The sequence below is a fragment of the Sphingomonas sp. S-NIH.Pt15_0812 genome (assembly GCF_003951315.1).
In the GTDB taxonomy this organism is placed as follows: Bacteria; Pseudomonadota; Alphaproteobacteria; order Sphingomonadales; family Sphingomonadaceae; genus Sphingomonas.
In genome coordinates this window covers 16,892-41,261 of the sequence record NZ_QLJH01000008.1, presented here as the reverse complement: position 1 = coordinate 41,261, position 24,370 = coordinate 16,892, and the positions used below count along the sequence as shown (strand labels likewise).

24 protein-coding genes are annotated in these 24,370 nt (G+C 64.7%); 18 read left to right on the top strand and 6 right to left on the bottom strand.

Annotated elements, in window-relative coordinates:
- Nucleotides 1-289: 289 nt before the first annotated feature.
- The 10 genes from BRX43_RS07260 (at nucleotide 290) to BRX43_RS07215 (ending at nucleotide 9,210) form a co-directional block, all read left to right on the top strand.
- The gene (locus tag BRX43_RS07260) at nucleotides 290-871 is read left to right on the top strand and encodes a TerD family protein (protein WP_125994198.1); all 582 of its coding nucleotides are present in this window, start codon (nucleotides 290-292) and stop codon (nucleotides 869-871) included.
- Between the two features lie 29 nt (nucleotides 872-900).
- Nucleotides 901-2,079, top strand: a complete 1,179-nt coding sequence (locus BRX43_RS07255) for a TerD family protein (protein WP_125994197.1) — start codon at nucleotides 901-903, stop codon at nucleotides 2,077-2,079.
- A gap of 37 nt (nucleotides 2,080-2,116) precedes the next feature.
- Complete coding sequence (locus tag BRX43_RS07250; protein ID WP_125994196.1) at nucleotides 2,117-3,232, top strand: DUF475 domain-containing protein; 1,116 nt, start codon at nucleotides 2,117-2,119, stop codon at nucleotides 3,230-3,232.
- A gap of 26 nt (nucleotides 3,233-3,258) precedes the next feature.
- Nucleotides 3,259-3,837 (top strand): TerD family protein, encoded by a 579-nt coding sequence (locus BRX43_RS07245; RefSeq protein WP_125994195.1) that lies wholly within the window; start codon nucleotides 3,259-3,261, stop codon nucleotides 3,835-3,837.
- A gap of 27 nt (nucleotides 3,838-3,864) precedes the next feature.
- Entirely contained in the window at nucleotides 3,865-4,440 is a 576-nt protein-coding gene (locus tag BRX43_RS07240) for a TerD family protein (RefSeq protein ID WP_125994194.1), read from the top strand.
- 71 nt (nucleotides 4,441-4,511) lie between these two features.
- On the top strand, nucleotides 4,512-5,630 hold the full coding sequence (locus BRX43_RS07235; protein ID WP_125994193.1) for a phosphoribosyltransferase domain-containing protein: 1,119 nt from the start codon (nucleotides 4,512-4,514) through the stop codon (nucleotides 5,628-5,630).
- Nucleotides 5,627-6,379: a hypothetical protein gene (locus BRX43_RS07230; protein ID WP_125994272.1), complete on the top strand. Its 753-nt coding sequence runs from the start codon at nucleotides 5,627-5,629 to the stop codon at nucleotides 6,377-6,379. Before BRX43_RS07235 ends, BRX43_RS07230 begins: the two co-directional genes overlap by 4 nt.
- Nucleotides 6,369-7,478 carry a cysteine protease StiP domain-containing protein gene (locus BRX43_RS07225; RefSeq protein WP_125994192.1) on the top strand — a complete coding sequence of 370 codons (1,110 nt, stop codon included), beginning with the start codon at nucleotides 6,369-6,371 and terminating at the stop codon, nucleotides 7,476-7,478. Before BRX43_RS07230 ends, BRX43_RS07225 begins: the two co-directional genes overlap by 11 nt.
- Entirely contained in the window at nucleotides 7,478-8,401 is a 924-nt protein-coding gene (locus BRX43_RS07220) for an HpcH/HpaI aldolase/citrate lyase family protein (RefSeq protein ID WP_241214831.1), read from the top strand. Before BRX43_RS07225 ends, BRX43_RS07220 begins: the two co-directional genes overlap by 1 nt.
- A 17-nt stretch (nucleotides 8,402-8,418) precedes the next feature.
- Nucleotides 8,419-9,210 (top strand): AIM24 family protein, encoded by a 792-nt coding sequence (locus BRX43_RS07215; protein WP_125994190.1) that lies wholly within the window; start codon nucleotides 8,419-8,421, stop codon nucleotides 9,208-9,210.
- Nucleotides 9,211-9,216: 6 nt separating this feature from the next.
- On the opposite strand, the gene BRX43_RS07210 is transcribed toward BRX43_RS07215, so the two are convergent.
- From BRX43_RS07210 to BRX43_RS21160, 3 genes are all read right to left on the bottom strand, one after another.
- Nucleotides 9,217-9,546, bottom strand: coding sequence for a hypothetical protein (locus BRX43_RS07210; protein ID WP_241214830.1), 330 nt, complete (start codon nucleotides 9,544-9,546; stop codon nucleotides 9,217-9,219).
- A 194-nt stretch (nucleotides 9,547-9,740) separates the two neighbouring features.
- On the bottom strand, nucleotides 9,741-10,604 hold the full coding sequence (locus BRX43_RS07205) for a toxic anion resistance protein (RefSeq protein WP_125994188.1): 864 nt from the start codon (nucleotides 10,602-10,604) through the stop codon (nucleotides 9,741-9,743).
- A 621-nt stretch (nucleotides 10,605-11,225) separates the two neighbouring features.
- Nucleotides 11,226-11,348: a hypothetical protein gene (locus BRX43_RS21160; protein WP_277600159.1), complete on the bottom strand. Its 123-nt coding sequence runs from the start codon at nucleotides 11,346-11,348 to the stop codon at nucleotides 11,226-11,228.
- 103 nt (nucleotides 11,349-11,451) lie between these two features.
- Between BRX43_RS21160 and BRX43_RS07195 the strand changes: the two genes are divergently transcribed.
- Genes BRX43_RS07195 through BRX43_RS07185 form a run of 3 tightly spaced genes read left to right on the top strand, consistent with a single transcriptional unit; the run spans nucleotide 11,452 to nucleotide 14,970 of the window.
- Nucleotides 11,452-13,527, top strand: coding sequence for a S8 family serine peptidase (locus tag BRX43_RS07195; protein ID WP_125994186.1), 2,076 nt, complete (start codon nucleotides 11,452-11,454; stop codon nucleotides 13,525-13,527).
- A gap of 34 nt (nucleotides 13,528-13,561) precedes the next feature.
- The gene (locus BRX43_RS07190) at nucleotides 13,562-14,209 is read left to right on the top strand and encodes a hypothetical protein (RefSeq protein WP_125994185.1); all 648 of its coding nucleotides are present in this window, start codon (nucleotides 13,562-13,564) and stop codon (nucleotides 14,207-14,209) included.
- 8 nt (nucleotides 14,210-14,217) lie between these two features.
- Complete coding sequence (locus tag BRX43_RS07185; protein WP_241214829.1) at nucleotides 14,218-14,970, top strand: hypothetical protein; 753 nt, start codon at nucleotides 14,218-14,220, stop codon at nucleotides 14,968-14,970.
- A gap of 295 nt (nucleotides 14,971-15,265) precedes the next feature.
- On the opposite strand, the gene BRX43_RS07180 is transcribed toward BRX43_RS07185, so the two are convergent.
- Complete coding sequence (locus tag BRX43_RS07180; RefSeq protein ID WP_125994183.1) at nucleotides 15,266-16,126, bottom strand: hypothetical protein; 861 nt, start codon at nucleotides 16,124-16,126, stop codon at nucleotides 15,266-15,268.
- A gap of 744 nt (nucleotides 16,127-16,870) precedes the next feature.
- On the opposite strand from BRX43_RS07180, the gene BRX43_RS07175 reads away from it, so the two are divergent.
- The 5 genes from BRX43_RS07175 to BRX43_RS07155 are packed head-to-tail and all read left to right on the top strand — an operon-like array spanning nucleotide 16,871 to nucleotide 19,530.
- Complete coding sequence (locus tag BRX43_RS07175) at nucleotides 16,871-17,392, top strand: hypothetical protein (protein ID WP_125994182.1); 522 nt, start codon at nucleotides 16,871-16,873, stop codon at nucleotides 17,390-17,392.
- The gene (locus BRX43_RS07170) at nucleotides 17,392-18,051 is read left to right on the top strand and encodes a hypothetical protein (protein WP_125994181.1); all 660 of its coding nucleotides are present in this window, start codon (nucleotides 17,392-17,394) and stop codon (nucleotides 18,049-18,051) included. The genes BRX43_RS07175 and BRX43_RS07170 overlap by 1 nt, the downstream gene beginning before the upstream one ends.
- 47 nt (nucleotides 18,052-18,098) lie before the next feature.
- Nucleotides 18,099-18,656, top strand: coding sequence for a hypothetical protein (locus BRX43_RS07165; protein WP_125994180.1), 558 nt, complete (start codon nucleotides 18,099-18,101; stop codon nucleotides 18,654-18,656).
- The gene (locus BRX43_RS07160; protein WP_125994179.1) at nucleotides 18,653-19,006 is read left to right on the top strand and encodes a hypothetical protein; all 354 of its coding nucleotides are present in this window, start codon (nucleotides 18,653-18,655) and stop codon (nucleotides 19,004-19,006) included. The genes BRX43_RS07165 and BRX43_RS07160 overlap by 4 nt, the downstream gene beginning before the upstream one ends.
- On the top strand, nucleotides 19,003-19,530 hold the full coding sequence (locus tag BRX43_RS07155; protein WP_241214828.1) for a hypothetical protein: 528 nt from the start codon (nucleotides 19,003-19,005) through the stop codon (nucleotides 19,528-19,530). Before BRX43_RS07160 ends, BRX43_RS07155 begins: the two co-directional genes overlap by 4 nt.
- Nucleotides 19,531-19,844: 314 nt before the next feature.
- Here the strand turns inward: BRX43_RS07155 and BRX43_RS07150 are convergent, their stop codons facing one another.
- Both BRX43_RS07150 and BRX43_RS07145 read right to left on the bottom strand, forming a co-directional pair.
- Complete coding sequence (locus BRX43_RS07150) at nucleotides 19,845-23,351, bottom strand: DEAD/DEAH box helicase (RefSeq protein WP_125994178.1); 3,507 nt, start codon at nucleotides 23,349-23,351, stop codon at nucleotides 19,845-19,847.
- Nucleotides 23,335-24,111, bottom strand: a complete 777-nt coding sequence (locus BRX43_RS07145; RefSeq protein ID WP_125994177.1) for a Hachiman antiphage defense system protein HamA — start codon at nucleotides 24,109-24,111, stop codon at nucleotides 23,335-23,337. The genes BRX43_RS07150 and BRX43_RS07145 overlap by 17 nt, the downstream gene beginning before the upstream one ends.
- Nucleotides 24,112-24,370 lie beyond the last annotated feature (259 nt).

The window sequence follows — 24,370 nt, the reverse complement described above, 5'->3', positions numbered from 1 at the left end:
CGAAAAGCGCGATAGTCCGCCATGTCGCTGACCGTGCGCAATCGATCTCGTTCGGTTGCCTCGACATATTCGATCAGTGCCGTCAAGCGATCCCGCTGGATCATAAACCCACGTCGCCTTTGCTCGATGTCATCCCACCTTCACATGCCAAGCATAGAAAGATGAAGGGGTATCGGTCATCTTTTTTGCACTGACCAAAATGGATGAAAAAATTCGGGCGGCTGCGACCTTGACCTTGTGTCACTGTTCGCGCCACCATCGGGATATCTAACGGGGGCAACGATCGTATATGGTTAGCTTGCAAAAGGGACAGACCGTTTCGCTCGCGAAGTCCGATGGTGGCGGCCTGACCAAGGTTGCGATGGGGCTGGGCTGGGACGTCCGCAAGGGTAAGGGGCTGTTCGGTCTGTTCGGCGGCGGTGGCGGCGACATCGATCTCGATGCCTCGTGCCTGCTGTTCGATGGCAACCGCCGCATGGTCGACGAGGTCTGGTTCCGCCAATTGTCGAGCAAGGACGGCAGCATCGTCCATAGTGGCGATAATCGGACCGGTGCTGGCGACGGCGATGACGAGACGATCAATGTCGATCTGTCGCGCGTTCCATCCTCGGTTCAGACCTTGGTCTTCACGGTCAACAGCTTCCAAGGTGACAGCTTCGAGCGGATCGCCAATGCCTATTGCCGGTTGGTCGACCTGACCACGGGACGCGAGATGGCGCGTTACGACCTGACGGGGGAGGGCAGCCACACCGGGCAGGTGATGGCCAAGCTGACCCGCAACGGCCATGGCTGGGACATGAAGGCGCTGGGCGAGAAGACGACAGGGCGCACGTTCCACGACATGAGTTCCGCGATCAACGCTGTTCTCTGAACCATCGTCCAGGCGGGGAATTGCGGGGCATGACCGATCTTCAACAGGGCGGCAACACGCCTGTCACCGGCAGCCAGATGTCTGTCGGCTTTTCGTGGGCGATACCATCGGGGCGCGATGTCGAGGCGGATGCGTCTGCTTATTTGCTGACCGCCAGCGGTAAGGTTCGCGGTGATGCGGACATGGTGTTCTACAACCAGCCTGATGGCGCCGCCGGTGCGGTGCGCTTCGGGGATCGTACCGGGCCGCGCGGCGGCTTCACCGTCGATCTGGCGCAATTGCCCGTCGAGCTGGAGCGCATCGTCTTCTGCGTGACGATCCACGAGGCGCAGGCCAAGGGGCAGACGTTGGCGCTGCTCGCCGATGCCGAAATCTCCGTGACCCCGGCGGGCGGCGGCGACACGATCCGCTATCGGCCGATGCTGGCTGGCGCGACGGAGGCGGCGATGGTGCTTGGCGAACTCTATCGCCGGGGCGGGCAGTGGAAGTTTCGCGCCTCGGGGCAGGGGTTCAATGGCGGTCTGGCGCCCTTGGCGCGCTCCTTCGGTATCGAGGTGGCCGAGGACGCCGCTCCGCCGCCGGCGCCTCCGCCACCGCCGCCCGCACCGCCTGTCCGTCTGAGCAAGGTCACGCTCGACAAGCCGGGGCAGACGGTCAGCCTGGAGAAGAAGGGCAATCATTTCGGCGAGATCGTCGTCAACCTCAATTGGTCGCGCGGTCGCAAGGCGTTTTTCGGTGGCAGCACCGCGATCGATCTGGATCTGGGGTGCCTGTTCGAACTGACCAACGGGCGCAAGGGCGTGGTGCAGGCGCTGGGACGGGCATTCGGTGGGTTCGATCAGCCTCCCTATATCGCCCTGTCGGGGGACGACCGCACGGGCGATATCTCGCAGGGAGAAACGATGCGCATCAATGGTGCCCATTGGTCGGACCTGCGTCGCCTCGTTGTCTTCGCCAATATCTATGACGGTGTTCCCAATTGGCAGCAGACCGATGGCGTGGTGACGGTCACCATGCCGGACCAGCCGCCGATCGAAGTCCGCATGACCGAGGGGCGCAATGACCGCCGCCTGTGTGGCATCGTCCTGATCGAGAATGATGGCGGTCGGCTGAAAGCGACGCGGATCGTCCAATATGTTCGCGACCAGCAGGTTCTCGACGAGCGCTTTGGCTGGGGCCTGCGCTGGGTTACGGGGAGCAAGGATTAAGGCTGTCCGATCACGTTCGCCGGCATACGGGGGAAAAATGTTCAAATACTTCAAGGGATCGTTCGCCTTTTCGGCGATCTGTCTGGCCATCGGGGCATGGATCGGCTGGACGCTGACGCACGATATCGCGGGCACGCTCGGCATCTTGTGGATCGTGCTGGTGCTCGGGGTGCTGGAGGTTTCGCTGTCGTTCGACAATGCGGTGGTCAACGCCACCGTATTGCGCGACATGACGCCGGTCTGGCAGCGCCGCTTCCTGACCTGGGGCATCATCATCGCGGTGTTCGGGATGCGCATCCTGTTCCCGCTGGTCATTGTGGCGATTGCGGCACGGCTGGGGCCGATCGATGCGGTGGTTCTCGCGGCGACAGATCCCGTCGCCTATGAACGGATCATCACCGGCGCGCATGTCGGCATCTCGGGTTTCGGTGGTGCGTTCCTAGCGATGGTCGGGCTGACCTTCTTTCTCGACGAGGAAAAGGATTCGCACTGGATCGGCCTGATCGAGCGGCCTTTCGCCGGCCTGTCCCGGATTGCCGGCTTGGCGATCGCGATCGTGCTGCTTGCTTTGTACGGCATCTCGCGCGTCATTCCGGCGACGGAAGCCATGACCTTCCTGACCGCGGGCATCTTCGGGCTGCTCGCCTATATCGCGGTGCAGGCGATCGGTACGATCCTCGAGAAGGAAGACGAGGAGGACGCGGTCTCGGGCAATGCCGCCGCCACGGTTGCGGTCGCAAAGTCGGGGCTGGCGGCGTTCCTCTATCTCGAAGTGCTGGACGCCAGCTTCTCGTTCGATGGGGTGATCGGTGCGTTCGCGTTATCGAACAACCTGTTCATCATCGCACTCGGGCTGGGCATCGGTGCCATGTTCGTCCGGTCGATGACGGTGATGCTGGTCGATAAGGGCACGCTCACCGAATATCGCTACCTGGAACACGGCGCTTTCTACGCCATCATCGCTTTGGCCGCGATCATGCTGATCTCGGTCCGGGTCGAAGTGCCCGAAACTGTTACCGGCCTGATCGGCGCGGCCTTTATCGGCATGGCGCTGCTTGCCTCGATCCGTGCCAATCGGCGGGAGGGCGATGGCGACGTGGCGCTGGAGGATGCGGTGCCAGTCGCGCCGACCGGCGAACGCCTGTCCTTCTAAACGATCAAGAGAGAGGAAGCACATCCATGTCAGTCAGTCTGGCCAAGGGCGGCAATGTCAGCCTGTCGAAGGAAGAACCCGGCCTCACCCACATCCTGATCGGTCTGGGCTGGGACACGCGCACCACCGACGGCACCGATTTCGATCTCGATGCCAGCGCCTTCCTTCTGGGCGCCAATGACAAGGTGCGAGGTGATGCCGACTTCATCTTCTACAACAACCTGCGCTCGTCCGATGGCTCGGTCGAGCATACCGGTGACAACCGCACCGGCGAGGGCGATGGTGATGACGAGGCACTGAAGGTCGAACTGGGCAAGGTGCCCGCCGATGTCCAGAAGATCGCGGTCAGCGTCACCATCCATGAGGGCGAGGCGCGGCGCCAAAGCTTCGGCATGGTGTCCAACGCGTTCATCCCCGTGGTCAACGATGTCACCGGCCGCGAGATCGCGCGCTACGACCTGTCCGAGGATGCCTCGACCGAGACGGCGATGATCTTCGGCGAAGTCTATCGCCATAATGGCGAGTGGAAATTCCGCGCGGTCGGCCAGGGTTTCAAGGGCGGCCTGGCTCCCATGGCCCGCAATTATGGCGTCAATGTCGGCTGATCGCCGACCCTATCGAGGATAGCAAAAATGGCAGTTTCTCTCTCCAAGGGCGGCAATGTCAGCCTTAGCAAGGAAGCACCGGGCCTGCGCGGCGTGCGTGTCGGGCTGGGCTGGGACACGCGGGTGACCGATGGCAGCGCGTTCGATCTCGATGCCAGCGTGTTCCTGCTGAACGAAGGTGGCCGGGTCCGCTCGGATGCGGATTTCATCTTCTACAACAACAAGAACGGCGCGAACGGCGCGGTCGTCCACCAAGGCGACAATTTGACCGGCGAGGGCAGCGGCGATGACGAAGTCGTGGTCGTCGGCCTCGATCAGCTGCCCGCCGATATCCAGAAGCTCAGCTTCGCGGTGACGATCCACGAAGCTGAGGCGCGCCGCCAGAATTTCGGCATGGTGTCCAACGCCTATATCCGGGTGGTCAACGCGGACGGCGGTACGGAGATCGCACGCTACGATCTGTCGGAAGACGCCTCGACCGAGACGGCGATGATCTTCGGCGACCTGTATCGCCACAATGGCGAGTGGAAGTTCAAGGCTATCGGCCAGGGCTTCGCCGGCGGTCTGGGGCCGCTTGCCCAGTCGCTTGGCGTCAATATCTGACGACCCGATCCCGCCGGGGAAACCGGCGGGATCGGCCTGTCGTGGTCGTTCATTCGGGACATTCTCACCTCATGTCGGCCGTGCCGGACCTCGCGCCTCCGCCCTATCGCATCGCTCTGCCGACCGGTCGGCTGACCATTCGCGTCGACCACAGCCGCTGGCCGCTGGAGGCGCTTTGTGACTTTGCCGCGCGGGAGAACCCCAAGCGCGGCTATCTGGTCGTGTCGCGCGTGCTGGGGCGGCATCTGCCCGCGCGACCCAGCGTCATGCGGCGCAGCGTTCGCGACCTGGCTTCCGCCATCCCCGTCGATCTGCCCGGCCCGGTGCTGGTCATCGGACTGGCCGAGACGGCGGTTTGCCTGGGCCAGACGCTGCACGAGGAATGGCAGCGTCAGACCGGGCGCGAGGATGCCGGCTTCATCCATTCCACGCGACAAAGGGTCGACGCACCACTGCTGTGCCGGTTCGAGGAACCGCACAGCCACGCCTCGGCACATTTGATCTATCGTCCGCAGTTCGATGCACTGGCCTGTCCCCGATCGCTGGTGATCGTCGATGACGAGATTTCGACCGGCACCACCGTTCGCAACCTCGCCGCTGCGCTGATCGCCGAATGGCCGCAGGTTGAAAGAGTCGTTGTGGCGACGCTGACCGACTGGACGGCGGGAACAAAGCGTTGGACTGTCATGCCGCGCCCGACCGAAGTGGTATCGCTGCTTCGCGGGCAATTGGACTGGACGCCTGCCACCGACCACCAGGTCGATCCGGGATTCGAGGCGCGGGCGGGATCGCTCGGCACCATGCCGACGCATGTCAATCACGGACGGCTGGGGCGGTCGGATTCGCCCGACACGCTGCCGGTCGAGCCGCTACCCGATGGCACCGACCCGTTGCGGATCATCGGCACCGGCGAGTTCACCTATTTGCCCTTTCGCCTCGCCGAACGGCTGGAGGCGGAGGGGCGTGATGTGGTGGTGCAGGCGACCAGCCGCAGCCCGGCGCGGATCGGCGGCGCGATGGCGACCAAGCTGTGCTTCGGCGACAATTACGACACCGGGGTCGCCAACTATCTCTACAATGCCGATGCCGCCGATGGGCGGAGGAATTGGATCTGTCACGAAACGCCGATAGCCAGTGTCGATCCGGCGCTGATCTCCGCGCTCGATGCTACGATACTGGGGTGGCGATGACGATAGGGGCGATCGCGTTCGTCGATCTTGACGATACGCTGTTCCAGACGATCGGGAAATGTCCCGACGATGTCCCCGTCGATCGGTTGACGCCGCTGGGCTTCACCCAGGGAGGCGACCCGCTCAGCTATGCGACGCCCCGCCAGATGTCTTTCCTGACCTGGTTGGCTCAGACGACGCGTCTGATCCCGGTTACGGCTCGCAGCCTGGATGCACTGCGCCGGGTTCATATCCCCTTCGCCGCCGCGATCTGCGCGCATGGCGGGGTGATCCTCGACGATCATGGGCAGGTGGACGAGGAGTGGGCGGCCCGCATCGCCGCCAGCGCCGCTGCACATGTCGCCGAACTGACCGGCTATGCCGACGCCATTGCAGCCGAGGCCGAGCATAGCGGGCAGGCGATCCGCGTTCGCGTCCTGACCGAAGACGATGTGCCGCTGTACGTGCTGGTCAAACATGCGACGGCGGACAGCGCGGCGCTGAACGAGGTGGTCGATGCCGCCGTACCGGGCCTGCCCGTCGGCTGGACCGATCACCGCAACGGCAACAATATCGCGCTGATGCCGCCCTATCTGGGCAAGCGGCAGGCGGTCGAGCGGCTGCTGCCCCGGTTGCGGGCCGCGCATGGCGACCTACCGGTTCTGGGCATCGGGGACAGCCTGACCGATGCGCCGTTCATGACGGTCTGTGACTTCGCGATGATGCCGGTGGGGTCTCAACTGGGCAAGCAGGTGCTGGGTGGCGGCTGATCCCGTCACCGTCCCGGTCGGAGCGCCATTCTCGGGCAGCTATGCGCCGGAAGACGTGACGTTCCTGCTCAAGCCGGTCGCGCTCGACGCGACGGACGTTGTGGAGAAAGAGGCGCTGATCCAGTCGGGCCGCCGCCATTACTCCGAGATGATCGCGCCCGAAGCCGTGCCCGGCGACGCCTATCTGTCGCTGTATGACGCGGCGTTGGCGCGCAATGGCGCGCGGCTGGCGCAGGATATCGCAAGCCTCGCCGCGCATCTGGCGGCGCGACGTCCTGGACAGCCTGTGGTGATCGCCAGCCTCGCCCGTGCGGGCACGCCGATCGGGGTGTTGCTGACGCGGGTGCTGCGTGCCGCCGGGCATGGGGTGGATCATTATGCCGTCAGCATCATTCGCGATCGCGGCATCGACCGGAACGCGCTGCGCCATATCGCCGATCGCCACGATCCGGCCGATGTCGTCTTCGTCGACGGCTGGACGGGGAAGGGGGCCATCGCGCAGGAACTGCGTGCCAGCCTCGCCGACCGGCCCTTCGGTTTCGCGCCGGTGCTGGCGGTTGTCGCGGATCCTGCCGGGCAGGCGGACATCGCCGCTTCCGATGATGATTACCTGATCGCCTCGGGTCTGCTGAACGGGATCGTTTCGGGACTGGTCAGCCGCTCGATCCTGCGCGACGATCTGGTTGGGCCGGACGATTTCCATGCCTGTGTCTGCTATCCACAGTTCGCCGCCGCCGACCGTTCGCGCGCCTTTGTCGATACGCTGACGCCATTGGCGCTGCGAGCGATGGTGCAGCCAATCGACGGACATGCGGCACGGCGACCGGCGCTGCGTCAGGCATGCGAAGCAATGGTCACGCGTCTGCTCGCATCGGCGCAGACCCTTGACCGCAACCGGATCAAGCCGGGCATCGCCGAGGCGACCCGCGCCTTGTTGCGTCGTATGCCCGAGCGGTTGCTGGTCCGCGATAGCGACGACCCCGATGTCGCGCATCTGCTCCATCTGGCCGAACGCGGCGGCCTGCCCGTCTCCGACCTTGGCGACGACAGCCGTTATCGCGCGGTCGCCATCATCCGCAGCCTGGGGAACGACTCATGATGTCGGCGATGATGCTGGGCGCGACGCTCTACATGCCATGCACCCGCCCCGATCTGTTCGAGCGGTTGTTCGGTCCTGTTGCCGTGCCAGGGCTGCGCTCGGCGGTGCTGTGCTTGGAAGATGCGGTCCTCGTTTCCGACATTCCTCTAGCGATGGCGCATCTGGCGGCGCTGCTGCGTCGGCTGGCGCAGCGGGACGCCGCATCAGGCGATCCGATGATCTTCGTCCGGCCGCGCGATGGGGCAATGCTGGACCATATCCTCCGCTTGCCCGGCATCGAGCGGGTCCAGGGCTTCGTCCTGCCCAAGGCGCATGCCGACAATATGCCGGCCTATCTCTCGCTGCCCTATGCGTCGGGGCATCGGTTGATGCCGACGCTGGAGACCCGGGAGGCACTCGACCCCTATGAGTTGCGTCGGCTGCGCGATCAGCTGCTGGCGGTGCAGGATCGCATCCTGGCGCTGCGTATCGGTGGCAATGATCTGCTGCAGACCATGGGGTTGCGCCGCGTGGCGGGGCGAACCGCCTATGACGGGCCGCTGGGCGCGGTGATTGGAATGCTGGTCGGCAGCTTCGCGCCATGGGGCTTTGCCCTCAGCGCGCCGGTCTTTGAGCGGTTCGGCGACACCGCATTGCTTCGCGACGAAGTGCAGCGCGATGTCGAGCATGGCCTGTTCACCAAATCCGCGATCCATCCCGATCAGGTTCCGGTCATCCAGGCGGCGCTTGCCGTGCCGTCGCACCAATGGAGGGAGGCGCAGGCGATCCTGGCGCCGGATAGTGCAGCGGTGTTTGCCCATCATGGGGTCATGTGCGAACCATCGACCCATCGCGGCTGGGCCGAGCGGATTCTCGCCCGCGCCGATGCCTTCGGTGTGGCGGATCCGATGGCGCATCCTGCCTCGATACCGCTGCACGCATGAGCATAGGGGAGACTAGCATGAGCGATTATCGGACCAAGATCGACGAGCAGGTCGGCAGGGGCGTCCGCTTCGAACTGTATCAGTTCGTGCGCAAGAGCCACGCGCTCGGCACGCCGATGCACGTCCCCAATGCCTCGCCCAACGGAACCGCCGCCACCATCCACCTTCACCCGCCGCATCCCGCCACCGCGCGCCAGTTGCGGATCGTGCTCGATGGCGGTGCGGCGCTCTTGGAGCCGGGCGCTTTGCAATATGCCAAGGGCCGGTTGCAGATCGACATTCAGAAGAATGCCGGTGCCGGTGGCTTTTTTGCCCGCGCCATCACCTCCGCCGGGACCGGCGAGAGCGCCTTCGCGACCCGCTATGCCGGACAGGGCGAGGTGTGGACCGAGGCGACCCCCAAGCATTTCATTCTGGCGCAGATGGACGGGCCGCAGGATGCCCTGATCCTCGATGACGGCGCCTTCTACGCCTGCGACGGCAATATCGCGGTGTCGACCCATATCCATCGCTCGGTGCAGGGCGTGCTGTCGGGCAACGGCCTGATGCAGCCCAAGCTGACCGGGGCGGGGGCCTTTGTCGTGGAGTCGCCGGTGCCGGTCGACGAGATCGAGGTGGTCGAACTGGACGGGCGGGACGAACTGATCGTCGATGGCGACCTGATGCTGATGTATTCGGCCGGCTTGCAGGTCGAATTGCGCCCATTGGTCCGGGGGCTGCGCAATGCGATGCGGAGTGGCGAGGGGCTGGTCTTCGTGTTTTCCGGGCGTGGCACGGTGTGGCTCACTCCGACGATGCGGCTCGGCTAAAGGAGGTCAGGCGGAGCCGTTGTCGCTATAGCGCTGCTCGATGAAGCGCAGATTGTCGGCGAAGCTGTCGATATCGTCCTGCGCCATCGATCGGGACAGCGTTTCCGCGCGGGTGACCATGCGATCGAGCGCCTCGTTAAGATTATAGCTCGCCGAACGACCCGTCGTGCGGAAAATCTCGGCGCGGTGGGCAGGGGGGATTTCCGCATAGCTGACGATCAGTCGCGGCAAATGCGTGTCGCGCATCTGGCGAACCTCGGCCAGTGCCGAGACCATCAGGCTGTTGTCCCGCGCCCGCGCCTCGATATCGGCAATGAGCGAGACGAGCCGGGCCACGCGCGGGCGCGACGCATCGGGCAGGCGTTCGTCGTCGGGGCTGATGGCAGGGTTGCTCGGAACGGGCGCAGGGGGCTGGATGGCCGACCCGTCATCGGAGGCTGAGAGCCAGTTGGCGATTCGATCAAGAAACCCCGATACCATGTCTTGCGCTTGTCGCCTCCGTCCGGAGGCGAGACTACCGCATGCAGCGGCTACAAATCCAGCGGGCTGGTGGAATTGTCACGCGATGCCAATGTTTCCATCGCCTGGTGCGCCTCGGCCAGGGCAGCACGAAGCTTGTCTCGGGCGCGTTCGGCGGCGAGGCCTGGGTCGATACGCGTCTGATCGCTCATCACCTGCCGGGCCGCCATGGCGACTTGCAGCGCTGACAGCGTCGCGGTGCGCGCCTGGACGATCGCCTTGTCGAGGACAGTCTGATTGGCGATCAGGAGGTCCAGCGTCATCACGGCCTGCCGGTGGATGGCCTGCTGGGTGAGCAGGGCCTGTTCGCGTTCCAGCAGGATGGCAGATCCACGATCCTGCACTGCGGCGGCGCGTTCCGGCTGCTCGACCCGCAACTCCCGCGCTGCGGACTCGATCATGGGCCGCAATAGCTCGATCGTCGTCAAAGCCTGCTCCAATCCGCCGGTGGCCTTGGCCAGACGATCGCGGGCCGATGTGAGGAGGATCATCCGCCGTGTGGATTCATCCCGTTCGGCATCCAGGCGCATCACCAGCGTGTCGATATTTGTGGGCGATAGGCTGGGGGCAGAATGCTGACGGACCCGTAGCCACTGAAAGCGAGGTGGCGGTGGGGGCTCGTCCCATGCTGCAATTGACTGCTCGACGTCAGCTAAGACGGTCTGTGCAGACCTGCCCTCGGCCAATACAGGCAAATGGGCCGTGGCATCGGAAGATGCGCGGATGCTGCCCTCGCCGATTCGGTCGAGTATGACGTCAGTGGTATCGCGGACCCAACGGCGAACGATGTCTCTTGCAGCGATCTTGAGTTCGGTTCCTGCCGCGATGTGGCTTCGAGGATTGCTAGGCTCACCGTCTACCATGTGTTTGATCATTCTGCCGCGGTGGAACCGACCTTCGAATAACGACTATGAATCGGTGCTGTAAAGCTGGGCGCTATCGTCACTGGAGATTGGGTCGCCTTCGCACCCAGCGACATGCGCTTCCCCATTGAACCGATTTGGTCGCCTTAATAGGCAATCCGGCAGCATGATCCTCGGCGCTTAAGGAATGCTCTTCGTGCCTTTTTTTGGAAAGGCGAAGCCGTCAGTAGGCATTTTTCCTCTTATGGCTGAGTAACCGCTCGCCACGCCGCTTTTCAAAAATTGTGTTATCTCGTCGCCACGTTCCGCCCGATAATGTCACGGCCGCAGTTCTGCGCTTGAGATTGTTAACCCGCTCGGCGTAGAGGTGGACTGTTCGCCAGCAGGCGGACCGAGGCGTCAGAACCTTGTCGGTAAGTAGCCGTATGCCCGGCCCGAATTCCATTCGGCCGGGGAGCGGGCGTGCATGTCCAGGGCTCTTCGGGGCCTAAAGACGCTCGCGCCTGTCTTACCGCAGGATTCTGAATCCCCGGCTTTTGGGCCGGCACCGCCTCGTTTCAACAGGGGCGGTGCCGCCGGCTGGGATCAGCCTGTCGGCACCGACGCGAACGGGGGTTCGAGCGTGGGTGCATATCACGATTGCCGCGACAGGCGGCTCGCCATCATCAGAAACTCGGCGGCGGTTGCGACCGCCATGATGCTCGGCGCCTGCGGTGGCGGCGGGGGTGTCAATTCCCCAGGAACGACGCCGGTCATCACCCCGACGCCAAGCCCGACGCCTGCGCCCACCCCGGCTCCAACACCTGCCCCTAAGCCTGCGCCGACCGCCGAGGATGCGAAGAGCGCGGCTGCCATCGGCATGAAGGCCAACTACGCCTACGCGCGCGGCATCACGGGCAAGGGCGTGACGATCGCGATCGTCGACACCGGCATCGACCGTGATGGCCCGGAGTTCGCGGGCCGCATCTCGGCCGACAGTACCGAGTTCGACCAGAAGATCGCCCGTTGCGCGACCTGCCCGGGCGAGACGATCCGGTTCGAGCTCGACGACAAGGACGGCCACGGCAGCAAGACCGCTGCGGTCGCAGCCGGTGCGCGTGATGGCAATGGCATGCACGGCGTGGCCTATGACGCCACCATCCTGGCACTGAAGATCAGCGGTCCGAACCTCGAGGGCATCACCGCGGGTTCGACCGGTCCGATACCCGAATCGGATGCGCCGAACGTCGCGCTGATCGCTCCGGCGATCAGATACGCGGTGGACAAGGGGGCCTTCGTGATCTCGATGAGCATCAACGGCTCGGGTGGCGGCGAGCAGATGGCCGCTGATCTGAAGTCGGCGATGGATCTGGTACGCGGCGGCAACCGGCTGTTCGTCGAATCGGTAACGAACAACGTCGGCGAAGACAGTTTCTCGGGCAAGGTCGCTGAGAACCTCGTCGGCAAGGACCTGTCGAACAAGGACTGGTTCCTGTTCGGCATCCGCGTCGACGCGAACCTGCAGCCGCCCAGCGGCAACGGCACGCCCGGCGCATTGGCGGACCGCACCCTGTCGGTCGTCGCGAGCAATGTCGCGACCGTGGACCAGAACGGCCAGCAGGTCGTCGTGACGGGCAACAGCTTCGCGGCACCGGGGATCGCGGGCGCCGCGGCCCTGCTGAAGCAGTATTGGCCACAACTCGGCGGCAAGGAGATCAGCCGCATCATGCTCGACACGGCGACCGACCTCGGTGCGCCCGGGGTCGATCAAGTCTACGGCGTCGGACTGCTGAACGTCGAGAAGGCGATGCAGGCGCAGGCTCCGACGACGTCGTTCGCCGCTGCACGGACGGTGCTGGCGCGTTATTCGTCGCTGGTCGTGTCCGCGCCGTTCGGCGGTGAGGCGGGCGCGGCCGACCTCGGCTCGCGCACGTCGACCATGACCGTGTTTGACCGCTACGGCCGCGACTACCTGATGACGGCGCCAAGCGGCATCCGTGCGCGGTCCTCCGGTCTGCTCGCGGGAGGGCTCGCCGCATCCGCAGCTCCCTATCCCCTTCGGTCCTCGTCGTGGTCGGACGCGAGACTGGGCATTGCGACGACGACGACGACAGGACCCTGGCAGGCCGCTGCATCCGGCCGACCGGCGACTGTGACGTTCTCACCGGCCGCAGGTCAGACGGTCACGATGGGTGCGAACGTCGCCGTTGGTCCGGGTGGCGGCTCCTCGCTCGCCGGCTCTTATCTGCGTGGCACCATCGGGCAGCCGATCGGCATGTCCTCCCAATGGTCCATCGGCGGCTGGTCGGCTTCGTTCGCCTCAGGTTCCTCCATCGCCGCGTCGCCCTCGTCATTCCGGCGTGGGTCGCAAAGCCGCGAGGCCGGCCTGCGCACCGTCACCGTCTCCGCCCCGTTTGGTGTCGGCTTGGAGGTATCGGAGCTCGTCGAACGGGGACAGGTGCTGGGGTTGCGGGACGATGCGGGGGCCGGTGCGGCCGGTGCCCGGACCATCCTGGCGACCACGACGCTGCGCCAGAACGTCGCGGGCGTACAGCTGACTGGTCGCGCCACGGTCGGCAGCAGCAGCGCCACCGACGCGGTCGCAGGCGTCCGCTTCGATGGCCGCATCGTCAGCACCGCCTTCGCGGTTGAGGGCGCGCGTTCGCTGTTCGGCGGGCTGGCCACGCTCGGCCTGTCGTCGCCGCTGCGCGTCGAACGGGCGCGAGCGTCGCTGATGGTGCCGGTCGCCTATGACCTGATGTCGGGTGCGCTCGCCGAAGAGCGCCGGACCTTCGATCTGTCGCCGACGGCGCGCGAACTCGATCTGGAGTTCGGCTGGTCGACTGCGCTCGCGCCCTGCTCGACGCTGCGGGTCGGCGTCGCGCGGGCCTTCGACGCCGGCCATGTTCGCGGCGCGTCAGACGTCGCCGCCTTCTTCAACCTCGTCGTCCGCTGAACCGGAAGGAACACCCATGTCCAGATCCACGTCCATGTTCGCCGCTGTCCTGCTCTTCGCCACCGCCGCGGGCTTGAGCGGGTGTGGCAATTCCAAGGCCCCCAGCAAGGCGGCGTTCGCCGCCGCGCTTGAACCCGTCGTTCGCGATGTCTTCTGCCATCCCATCGACGTGATGCAGTACGAGGTCGAGGGCGAGACCGCCGGATCGGGGTTTCCGATCGTCACCTCACCGAGGGCGCCGATGGCAGGACCGGGTTCCGACGGAAAGGCGGTCGCGATGCTGGATGGTCTGGCCAGCGTCGGACTCGTCACGCGCACGACGTTCGAGAAGCCGGCGCGGTGGAGCGGGTCCACCAACCCGTTCGTCCGCCAGCCACTGATCTCCTACGCGCCGACGCCAAAGGGCGCGCCGTATCTTCACGCGGTCGAGCGCAAGGCGACGAACGCGACGGTTGCCGTGCCGTCGCTCTGCCTCGCGAAAGGCGAGGTTGTCGACGTGGTGCGCTGGACCGAGCCGACCGACTTTGCCGGTCATCGGGTCAGTCAGGTCACCTACACCTATCGCGGCGTCGAGCCGATCCCGGTCATGCCGCCGGCGGAACAGGCGCGGATGGCCGAGCCGCAGGAGACAACAATGCCGTTCGAGCTGCAAAGCGACGGCTGGCGACCGATGCCGCGCTGACGATCGACGTGACCATCATCCTCCCATTCATATCGGCCGACACCATGACCCGGGCGCCGAGCGCCGGGTCGTCAAGGAACACCATGATGCAAATGACCAAGGCTGCTGCCATCGGTGCCATAATGGCGCTTTCGCTCCCCACGGCTCCCGCCATGGCGCAGAAGGCGAGAGTGCCCGCACAACCTGCGTCTTCCACGGCCAAACCGCTGGCGATGGACGTCGCCGGCGTTCGCCTCGGGATGCCTCTGGCCGCGGTGCAGGCAGCGCTGGCAGGGACCTACCGGTGCTCGACATACCAGTCGGCCTCGTTCCGGCAACTCGTCGAGCGGGAGGTCCGTAAGCGCAAAGGCATCCCCGACGGCTTCGGCCCAGATGGCACTGCCGTTGGTGACCTGACCTGCCAGGGTCCTACTGGTGAACATCTCCGCCTGTTCATGGCGCAGACGCCAGCGGGCGAGATCGTCGACCGGATCGACCTGACGGTATCGACCAAACGCGTCGATCCGGCCACTCTTATCGGGCAAGTCGAAGCAAAGTACGGGCGGCCGACCGAGGGCACGCCGGCGAACGGATCGTGGTGCATCACCCGATGCGGCGGCGATCTGACGATGGAGCCCAATCCGCGCATCACCGTCATGTCCGACGCCAGTTCCCTCAAGATCCTTGGCAGCCGGGGGCGCAACGCGCGTCTTGCCGACGAGGCGGCGGTGAAGGCGGCAGCGGCCCGCGAAGCACCGGCTGCGGCGCGCGGCGCTTTCTGAAATTGACTGTAAAGACGTTTACGTCCTTGCTGCCGGCGCCGGTCGCGACGCTGCCGATGGCGATCGCCGCGCCGGTTACAGATGCCATGCCAAGAAGCGTAGCACCGCGCACGGCAGACGGGCCTAGCTATGCTGCCGCCACGCCCCATGCGGATGGTGATGAAGGCAGCATTCGCTGGAACCGGCTGCTCGTGATCGCGGGCTGCGGGTAGGAGCAGGAGCAGGAGCAGGAGCAGGAGTCTGCGGTCGACGCGATCGGATTGGGAAGATGGTAAGCCGCCACGGCGGTCTACAGTTACTCCAGGGGTTCCGACTGAGCGAGGATTTCGTGACGCGCGGCTGCGCTATCCGACCTGACGGAGTTCTTGGCCTCGTTTTGCGAGCGTACCTTTCGGCCTTTGCCGCGGGCAGCGGCTTCACGCGACTGATGTTTGTCGACAACGGATTTGATCGCGTTCCGCAAGTCCACCTCGAACTCCCTGTCACCTGCCCAGAAATCGAGTGCGGCATGCAGCTTCTTCGACAGCTCAACGCGTTCCTCCCTGACCTTTTGTTCCAGCGCCTTGCGGCTAGGTTCGTGGTCTTCAAGGATCAGTTCGTTTTCCATCTCATCGGCTGGGACATGGGGGCTGACAACACGCATCAATGTCCACGCCGGCCCCATCGCAAAAACCGGCGACACCAGCGACGTGATCTGCTCCATCAGCGCCCACGCGATGAGTGAGGACTCGAATTCGAGGGCTGATGCCGCCACCGACTGCGCTGCCGAGAGTTCACGTTCCGCTTTCGCAATCCGGTCCCGCGCTGCGGTGACCCGTTTCGAAGCGCGCTCGATCTCCCGCTTGGTATTTACCTGCGAAAAGTGCGGCTTTTCTGGCACGCGCGGCGCAAAAGGTTCGGGACCGCCTGACAGCCATCGAAGCCAAAGTTCCGGGTCAGCCTCGGGCGGCCGGAATTTCATGACCATTTCCCGCAGATAGGCTTCGCGCTCGGCATGGCCCTGCAGATTGTCGACCGCGCGCATGCCAGCGCTTCCACCACCTGCGGGATCCGAAGCCAGTTTGCGGACCAGGGCCAGGACCCTGGTGGTGATCTCCGGCTCTGCCACAGCCCCGGTCGAGCGTACCGCATCCCCATCTTCGATTGGCTCGGCCATAACTGCTCAACCTTCCCATTCTGACGGTCGCGTCGTCGAGCGACGGGACCGACGCATCTTCGCGATGCGCGAGACCGTTCGCCGCGCACCGCCATGACGCTGGCATAGCCTGCACATCGTTGAGGAAGTCTGACATACCTGTCGCCGCGTTCCGGGCGGCCTGCGGCCGGTATGTCAAAACGAACGCGATTTCGACGAAATCACGAAATCTGGGTATGTCAGGAGCCCTGATTTGACACACCAGATTTTGAGGGCGCAATACCGTAAAGTTGGGGAGCCCCAACTTTACCGCCCCTCCCGGCTTCCTGAAGGCCGGAGAGGAGCGTTGCGCTCGGTCTGCGACGGATTGGTGTCAGCTATGCAGTAGCTACCTGACATACCTCGGCCATCGGCCTGCGGGGTCCTCCACCGTGCGTAGGCACGGTTCCGGAAGGCGCGAGACCAAAGATGTTCGGTACGAACGACGTCAGGCGTGAATGCGCGAAAGCGAGCGTCGTGCAGTTGTCGAAGGAAAATGGCGGTGAAGTTGGAAGAGGCAGCGCGCACTGAGGGCCGTCCGCGAGGTGATCAGCGCGGTCCATGCGCCGTCGGGGCCGTCCTCCACTGCGGCGAGAAGCGTGCGCCGCAACCTGAGTCTGACGAGGATGAAGGAAGCCGGGATTTTGAGCCCTGAAGATCGATGAAAAAGATTGGAGGGGCTTGTCCGGATCGCTCGGTCCGCGACCCTTAAGCTTCGGTACTGCAATGGATTTTCTGACTACCCCCGTGCACTCGCTGCCGCACGTGCTTCACCACTATATCTCCTCCGCCTTCGGCAAGCCCGAGGTGCCCGTCCTGGTTTCGGGCGGCGGTATGCCCGCCGACAGCGTTCTGTACGACGCCCAGTCGGTTGTCGTGGCGCTGACCTGTGTCGCCAGCCCCATGTTCCGCAGCAAGATCGAGCGCCTCGCGGCCGATCAGTCGATCGACGTCATGCTGGTGCGTTGCTGCCTGACCGGCGGTGACCTGCTGCCGGTGTCGATCGATGTCGTCTTGGCGGGCGGTGGCCTCACCCCCTTCAAGCTGGAGGACCTGGCGCTCTACCGCCATGATGATGGCGGCCTGTGGCTGGTGCCGCGCGGATTTGGCGGGGCGATCCGGCTGGAGGCGCACGGCCTCGAGCTTCATCTGGTACCGCCCTATGCAACGCTCGCGGAGCGCGCCGACGGCATCTACCGCGCCGCGTCTGACCTAGCGGAACGCCTCTACCCGCGGGAGGCGTTCTGATGCGGACCAAGGCCAAGCGCGCAGCGTCAACACCCAGCGTCGAGGTCAATTCGGGCTGCCTGCCGGATCCGGCGAACCCGCATAGCTGGCTCCTGCTGACTGGCGATGATGCTGATCGCGAAGCGACCCGTGTCATGTATGGCTGCCTGCGACCCAGCTTTCGCGGACACCTGAACAGCGCGGCGGCCTTTGCCGCCGCCAAACTGACCGTTGGTGCGCCAGCCGACATGCCGCCATGGACGCTGACTGCGGCGAGGGCCGAGGTGCTGCTGCCACCGGGGGCCGACGACCGACTGTCCGACCCGCGTATCCTGATGGAGACGGTCGACGCCGAACTGCCGGTCAAGGCCAAGGCGCTGCTCGCCTATCTGACCTTCACCTTCCCGACGGCGCGACTGCATGAGCAATATGAATTGGTGCGCGACTTCACCCGCCGGCTGATCGTCGATCCGTTCGAGGTGGCCGCACTGCTGGTCCAGCATGCCCCGCACCGGGCCGGAAGCGCCAGCCCGCCGCATGTCCATGCCCTCCTTGCTGGACCCAGGCGACTGACGCCGCTGGGCTTTGGCGAATGGGTGACCCCGCTCGCCACCGACAAGGCCCATGCCCTGGTTGGCAACGCGTTTCGCCAGTTCCAGGCCGACTGGCAGCAAGCCTGACCGCGCCGGCGCATACCGGCGAACCAACACCATCATCGAGAAACATCATGAACGATAACGAACCCTGGCCGCAGATCGGCCAGGCGATGAACTCGCACGTCGTGCGAACACTGGCGCGGGCGGTTGGGTGGCGGCTGACCGACATGCCGGCCGACCTCGGCCTGCCGCTCGCCGGCTGCTTGTATTGCGAGGCAAACCACCTGCTGGTCACGACGACGGTCGGCAGTCTCGCCGCGTCCATCGCCGCGATGGACAGCGTGCTGGTGGAGACGCGGTCCGATGCGCTGATCATCAGGACGCCGGCGGAGGACGCGATGCCGGGCTTCGCACTGGGCCTGTGGCACAGCGGGCGGGTCACCTGGCACTGGATGCTGACGCTCTGGGTCGATGTCGACGCTGGCCTTTGGCTCGTGCCGACACCGGACAAGCGGGACGGCACGGCGGCTTCAGGCTTTCAACTAACGGCGCGACATCTTCATGTTGAAGAAGTGCCGTGGCGAACGGCGCACGAACGCGCTGATGGATTGGTCCGGGCCATCCGCCTGCTGGTCCACGGCGAGCGCAGCCCGGCATCCGGCCCTGCGGGCGGGGAGGATCGGTCATGACGGTGCCCATGCCCCGCCTGCTGCGGCAGGCGTGTTGGCCGCTCGTCATCGTCTTTCCGCTGCTCGTGTTGGCCGGCCAGCGCTGGCAGCAGGCGGCAGCGGGGCCAGGCACGCGAATCGTGATGGCGGTCGCCGCCGTCATATGTCCGGCGGCCGTCGAGCGGGTCCGGGCGGTGCGCGTCGTTGACGGGGCGCACGCGCTCGACCGTGCTGTCCTGCGGCGGATCGCGGTGCAGCTTCACATGGGACCGAGCTGCTCGGTCCCGGACGAGCCGCCCGCTGCGCGGGCCGATCGACGGCGCGATCGCAGTGAGGGGGAGAAGATGAGGAGGATGGGCAAGTCGATGTGATCCCCGTGGTGGGGATGAAACAAGGAAGACAGACCATGAACCCCGATCAGACCGCCCATGTCCGCGCCCATGTCGCTGCCGTTTCCAAGCTTCTGCTCGGCAACAAGATCATGAACCCCGGCCTGATGATCCTCGCCGGCGATCCGCTCGACCATTCCCAGCAGATCGCGTTCGGTCGCACAGCAGTTGAGGCACAGGTCGACCTTGTCTATCTCGAATTCACCATCGGCGAAGACGACGTCCCCGTCATGACCGGGATCACCGTCATGCTGCCGCGCGACACCGTCTGCTACGTCTCGACGGGATGCCGCCTGTCGCTCGTCCCCGGCAAGGCTCGCGCGGTGATCGTGCCGCAGGATGGGGCTCAGTCCCATTTCAAGGTGCTGCCGGGCGAGATCGTGCAGGTGCGGGGGCGGCCGGCGACGCTGGCGGCGGGATGCGACCGCGCGACCGCGAAGCTGGCAATGCTCGTTCGCGATGGCGCCGATTTAGGGAACCAAGTCAATCTGCAGACGTGGTGCTAATAGTTGAAGAGGTTGCCGCGCAAAAGGCGGCAACCTCTTCAACCCAGCTCCACTGCCTCAATCTTGCCATCACGGCTGCGTGCTTTTCCGAATAACGGCCTCGAAATTCGTTATCCAAAGGGATCATATCCTGGTATGATTAGAGCATTCTGTACGGCGATGATTGGGACAAAGCCGTCGTTCGTGAGCCCGACCGTGAAGGTCGCATTTTAGCTGAAGCTGACGTTTGCGGTCGCGAAAAGTTTGATCGAGGAGCGATCGAGGCTAAGCCGATCGCGGACTGGCAACCTTCAGGCGACCTCCCCTCGCAACCATCAGGTGATCCATAGATCATCAGGACCGAGATAGGCCACATTGATCCGCCCTGGTTCATTCGCAACCGTCACCCTGACCAACCCGCGACGTGCGGGATTTAGCGGCGCGTGGAGTTTGCCCAGCCGCTCGCCAGTGGACGACAGGATGAACGGCTCGTTCGCGATGTGATGCGCCCGTACCGGCGCTCCGGGTGCTGGCGGTGGGTGAACGCTCCACTCGACGGCCGCAAAGAAGCGCTGATCCGACCACGTTCGGCTGTCCGGCGGCACGAACCCAAACACCCAGTCTAGCCACAGCGGCTTCGTGGCCGCAGTTGGCCAGTCCGGTGACGCGGTCAGCTGGCGAACCGGCTCGCTCCGCAACCAAGCACGCAATTCCGCACCGCTGCCGAAGCTCGCGGCCGTGTCCTCCACAACCTTGATCGCGGCGAGCCGTGAATTGAAACCGGCCTGGATGAGAAGTGAGGCGGCTCTCACCGTAGTGCCAGTTTCCACCGCCGGAACCGCCAGTCCGAGTTCGTAATCGTCGATCGAGAAATCGCCGACCTGGTCGCCGCTGGCGCTGGCGCGAACCCGAATAGACTCCATTGCCCACGGCAGGCGGTAAACCAGCCCGTTCTCGATGAATCGCAGCATCTCGTTCGCTTCGTCCGGATTACCCCCGTTGATGGGCTCGCCAAGTAGCCAGGCGCGTAGGATGGCTTTCCAGTTTGCTGGAAGGGGGTCGGGCGTGAACGGCGCGAAAGGGAACACCCGCTCGGCGATGCCGGTGATGGCGTCGATCGCGCCGTCCCGGTCGCCGGTCATCAACGCGGCGTTAGCGTTGACCAGGAGTTCGTTGGCCTCGGCCGTGATCGCATCGAGCGCGTGGCCCGCCTGAAGACCCAAGCCGGCAAGAAAATAGCCGCGGCGCTGCGTCGCGGTGGTCCGCGCCCAGATCAGCCGCGCGCGCGCCAGCAGCATGGTCTTCAACGTGTTCTGCCGGGTGTCGGCGAGGCGCGCCAGGCGGCGGCTCCACAGCGAGGATTGCAGCACGGCATCAAGGGTTGCGGCGATCTCGGCATCGGGTACGTCGTGCTCGCCGATCAGGCTGAGGATGGCCGTGTCCAGCATCGCTACCTGCTCATTCCACGCCTTCAGCGCGCGGTCCCGATCGGTTAGCTTCTCACCGGCAAGTTCCGGGAAGGCCCAGGGCTCGGCGTTGTTAATCACGTATTCGACTAGCTGATCGAAATTGCCGCCGACCTTGAGATGCAGCCGAGTCAACAGCTCCATGATCAGCCGGATGAGCCCGCTCTCCATCTCGCGTGCGCCTAAGTCATCAACCAAGCCATTCCAAGTAGCCCGCCGATTCGCCGGTTTGTCGAAGATGGGATAGAGTACGAGTCCCTCGACATCAATGAAGGCGCGGCCGGCCCGACCGATGACGTTCTTGAATTCCGACGCCTCAATCCTCACACCCGAGCGGTGGAGTCCGTGCATCACTACCGCAGTTGCCGAGAGGTTCAGGCCCTGTGCCAAGGTCGGCGACGAGATCGTCACCTGCAGCACGCCGTCGCGCAGCAGGCGCTCGACCTCCTTGCGATAGGCGGTCGGCAAGGCACCGTGATGCAGCGCCACCCCCAGTCGCAGGCAGCTAAGTATCGGATGACCGGCCCCCAACCATTCTTCCCCGAGCGTCAGCGCGGTGTTCAGTAAATTCGGGTCTTTGGTGTATAGCGACGGCAACGCGCCCCGCTCGTGCAGGTCCACGATTACGCCGGCATAGGGTTCAACGCCGCGACGCTCCGGGCAGTAGACCAGCACCGTCTGCCCATCCTCGACCAGACGCCATGCGGTCGCGAGACACAGCTCGCGCTGATCATGCGGATAAAGTGTGCTGCGCTGCCGCCTGGGCGGCTTGTAAGCCGTTGGAACGGTGCCGGTTAGGTAGGTCTGCACCCATGGGCGTTCGTCACCGACGCGCAGGTCGAGGCGCGCCGTCTGCCCATTCCAAGTGACCTCGCCGAAGCGCAGGCGAGTCGGGCGCCAATCATTCTTGATTAGTCCGCCCGGCGCGTCGCGGCGCAGCCAATTGGCAAAGTCCTCGAGTTGGTTGCCGTCAGGCAGGATCGCCGACAGGCATACTATCCGGCGTGCGGCAGCATCAGGGCGTCGCAGCAATCGCTGGATCTGAACCTCGTAGCGCACCTCCCGCTCATTGAGCCCGATCATGTGACCTTCGTCGAAAACGAGCAGGCCGACATCGTCGAGCAGCGACGGATCGTTGCGGAGCGCGAAGTCGAGCTTTTCGGGCGTCGCGACGACGATGTTGCGGGTGCGGATCGCATCCTCGTCGAGGCCGCTGTCGCCGATGCTCCCATAAAGCGCCGAGACAGTCTTGCCCAATGCGGCGAAGGTGCGCTGGAGCGTAGTCTCGGTTTGGGCGGACAATGCGCGGAGCGGCGTCACGAACATGACGCGCTGCCCACCGGAGAGGCAGCGCAGGATCGCCAGCTCGGCGATTCGTGTTTTGCCGGCGCTCGTCGGCAGCGACACCACTAAATCGTCGCCTTGGTCGGCCGCGCGCTCAGCCGCGGCGATCTGAGACGGCCAGAGGTCTACCTCCGCGCGGGGCCGGCGCAGCATGATCGCGATAAAGAGCTCGCGCATGCCGAGCCAGTCCGGTGCGGTGCCGCCGGCAGGCAGCGCGGGCAAGCGCTGGTGAAAGGTGCTGCTCCACAGGTCGGCGAGCAGGTGCAGACCGATGCGGCAGGCCCACCAGTGCGGGATGAGATTTAGCTCCGCACAGGCCGTGAGCCCAACACGCAAGTCGCTCAAGCCAGCCTCGACCAAGGCGGGATCACCGCGCTCCAGCGCCAGCAGATAAGTGGCTATGGCGCCGAAAAACTTATCTGTTAGTGCGAGGTTCACCCCGTCGATCAGCGCCGCTCCCGGCTCTACCCCGTCGGGTTGCGCAGGTTCCAGCCCAGCCTCAATCGCCGCAGCGATCCGTGCGTCGCTCGCTACACCGCCGGTCCTGAACGCCAGAACCATGACCTCAAGGTCGCGAAAGTCGCGTCGCATCAGGAGCGCAAGGGCGCGCTCCAGCGGTGAAAAGTTGGCGTCGGCGGTGACGATGCTGAGCAGCGAATAGGCGCGCGCGGACAGGTGGGCGAGATGATAGCTCGCGGCGGCCATGACAAAGTGAAAGTCTCGGTCGGGGTCAGCCGGGTCGCCTTTGGCGATGACGGCTTCGAGGGCGGTGGCGGCCTGCTCGAATGCGGTGCGGGCGCTTGCCTTGTCGCCGTCGAGATCGCGGAGCCTGAGACCCAGATCGAGCAACGAATAGGCATAGGTCGTGAGATCGTAGCTGAGCTGTGGCGAGAAGGCGGGGGCGTCGGCCGGCAGCACGCCATCGCGCCAGACCATTGCACGGGCCTGGCCCCGCGCGATTAGTCGGCCACGGAACCCGGCGGTAGCGGCAAGCTCGATCGCCGCCCGGATCTCTTCAGGGCTGGTTGGCATTGGCGATCACCTGATCATAAATCGCGCCAACAAACGCCGGATGACCATTAACCTCTAGCCCGACGCTCATTTGCGCATGATTTCCGGCGTAGGCCTGAAGCGACGCGGTGAGCAGCGCCTGCGGCGCGTTACCCGAGAAGGTGAACAGCAGATGCCGGACCGAGTTTGCCTGAATACCCGAATTGAAGGTTGCTTGATCGATCGCGTCAGCTAGCCCGTGGTCGCCGGTCTCGAACAACCGTGCTGATATGTAGGACAGCGCATGCGCCGACGGCAGCCCGTTCTCCTTGTCGAGCCCTGCGCGCGCCTCCACAAGGACCTGACCAGTGAGCGTAGCGCGACTCTTCGCTTCAGTCTTAAGAAACAGCAGCCGCGACGTAATCGGATCTTGGGCGATCCCGATCACGTCCTCTCCGCGCATGGCCATGTTGCGGTGGTCCTTCCAGCGCAGCCGCTTTATAGGAACCCGATAGAAGGTATTGGTCACTATCCACTCGGTGGCAAAAATCTCGCCGAGATCACCCGACCGGATCTGTTTGGTCGTCGGCAACTTGGCCTCAATTATTGCGGCAGCCTGGGGCTTACCCAGGTGGCGCAGCACATGCGCGATCCGCTCCTCGGAGGCATAATGGCCGGGTACGACGGCGGCAGTTGCGCCGACGCCCAAGTGCAGCCGCGCCGGATCGCCGGTGAGAGTCTGCAGACTGTGCGCCCCGACCGGCGTCGCTGATGAATTGCACCATGTAGCGAACTGAACCAATTAGGACCTCTGATCTCTGGCGCAACCCTAATAAACCATTTCGATCCGGGTGGCGAGCATTTGCGTCAATCGCGTTGGCGGCGTCAAATGAGATCAAGGCGCGGCTCAGAAATCACTGGCTCGAACCGATCCGCAAGCCTGGCGTCAGTGGTGATCAGTCGGCGATTTCGCTCAATTGCTTGTGCGGAGGTCCGCTGGTGGCAAAAGCAGCCTGGCAGGTCACGGCCCAGAGGCCGTTAGGGATGCGATAACCGATAGC

Coding starts and splice junctions, on each gene's coding strand:
- BRX43_RS07230 (WP_125994272.1), top strand. CDS start 5,627: ATGACGATAGGGGCGATCGCGTTCGTCGATCTTGACGATACGCTGTTC.
- BRX43_RS07215 (WP_125994190.1), top strand. CDS start 8,419: ATGAGCGATTATCGGACCAAGATCGACGAGCAGGTCGGCAGGGGCGTC.
- BRX43_RS07245 (WP_125994195.1), top strand. CDS start 3,259: ATGTCAGTCAGTCTGGCCAAGGGCGGCAATGTCAGCCTGTCGAAGGAA.
- BRX43_RS07205 (WP_125994188.1), bottom strand. CDS start 10,604: ATGATCAAACACATGGTAGACGGTGAGCCTAGCAATCCTCGAAGCCAC.
- BRX43_RS21160 (WP_277600159.1), bottom strand. CDS start 11,348: ATGACCGGCGTCGTTCCTGGGGAATTGACACCCCCGCCGCCACCGCAG.
- BRX43_RS07240 (WP_125994194.1), top strand. CDS start 3,865: ATGGCAGTTTCTCTCTCCAAGGGCGGCAATGTCAGCCTTAGCAAGGAA.
- BRX43_RS07170 (WP_125994181.1), top strand. CDS start 17,392: ATGCGGACCAAGGCCAAGCGCGCAGCGTCAACACCCAGCGTCGAGGTC.
- BRX43_RS07150 (WP_125994178.1), bottom strand. CDS start 23,351: ATGCCAACCAGCCCTGAAGAGATCCGGGCGGCGATCGAGCTTGCCGCT.
- BRX43_RS07165 (WP_125994180.1), top strand. CDS start 18,099: ATGAACGATAACGAACCCTGGCCGCAGATCGGCCAGGCGATGAACTCG.
- BRX43_RS07175 (WP_125994182.1), top strand. CDS start 16,871: ATGGATTTTCTGACTACCCCCGTGCACTCGCTGCCGCACGTGCTTCAC.
- BRX43_RS07160 (WP_125994179.1), top strand. CDS start 18,653: ATGACGGTGCCCATGCCCCGCCTGCTGCGGCAGGCGTGTTGGCCGCTC.
- BRX43_RS07235 (WP_125994193.1), top strand. CDS start 4,512: ATGTCGGCCGTGCCGGACCTCGCGCCTCCGCCCTATCGCATCGCTCTG.
- BRX43_RS07250 (WP_125994196.1), top strand. CDS start 2,117: ATGTTCAAATACTTCAAGGGATCGTTCGCCTTTTCGGCGATCTGTCTG.
- BRX43_RS07190 (WP_125994185.1), top strand. CDS start 13,562: ATGTTCGCCGCTGTCCTGCTCTTCGCCACCGCCGCGGGCTTGAGCGGG.
- BRX43_RS07180 (WP_125994183.1), bottom strand. CDS start 16,126: ATGGCCGAGCCAATCGAAGATGGGGATGCGGTACGCTCGACCGGGGCT.
- BRX43_RS07260 (WP_125994198.1), top strand. CDS start 290: ATGGTTAGCTTGCAAAAGGGACAGACCGTTTCGCTCGCGAAGTCCGAT.
- BRX43_RS07255 (WP_125994197.1), top strand. CDS start 901: ATGACCGATCTTCAACAGGGCGGCAACACGCCTGTCACCGGCAGCCAG.
- BRX43_RS07195 (WP_125994186.1), top strand. CDS start 11,452: ATGAAGGCCAACTACGCCTACGCGCGCGGCATCACGGGCAAGGGCGTG.
- BRX43_RS07220 (WP_241214831.1), top strand. CDS start 7,478: ATGTCGGCGATGATGCTGGGCGCGACGCTCTACATGCCATGCACCCGC.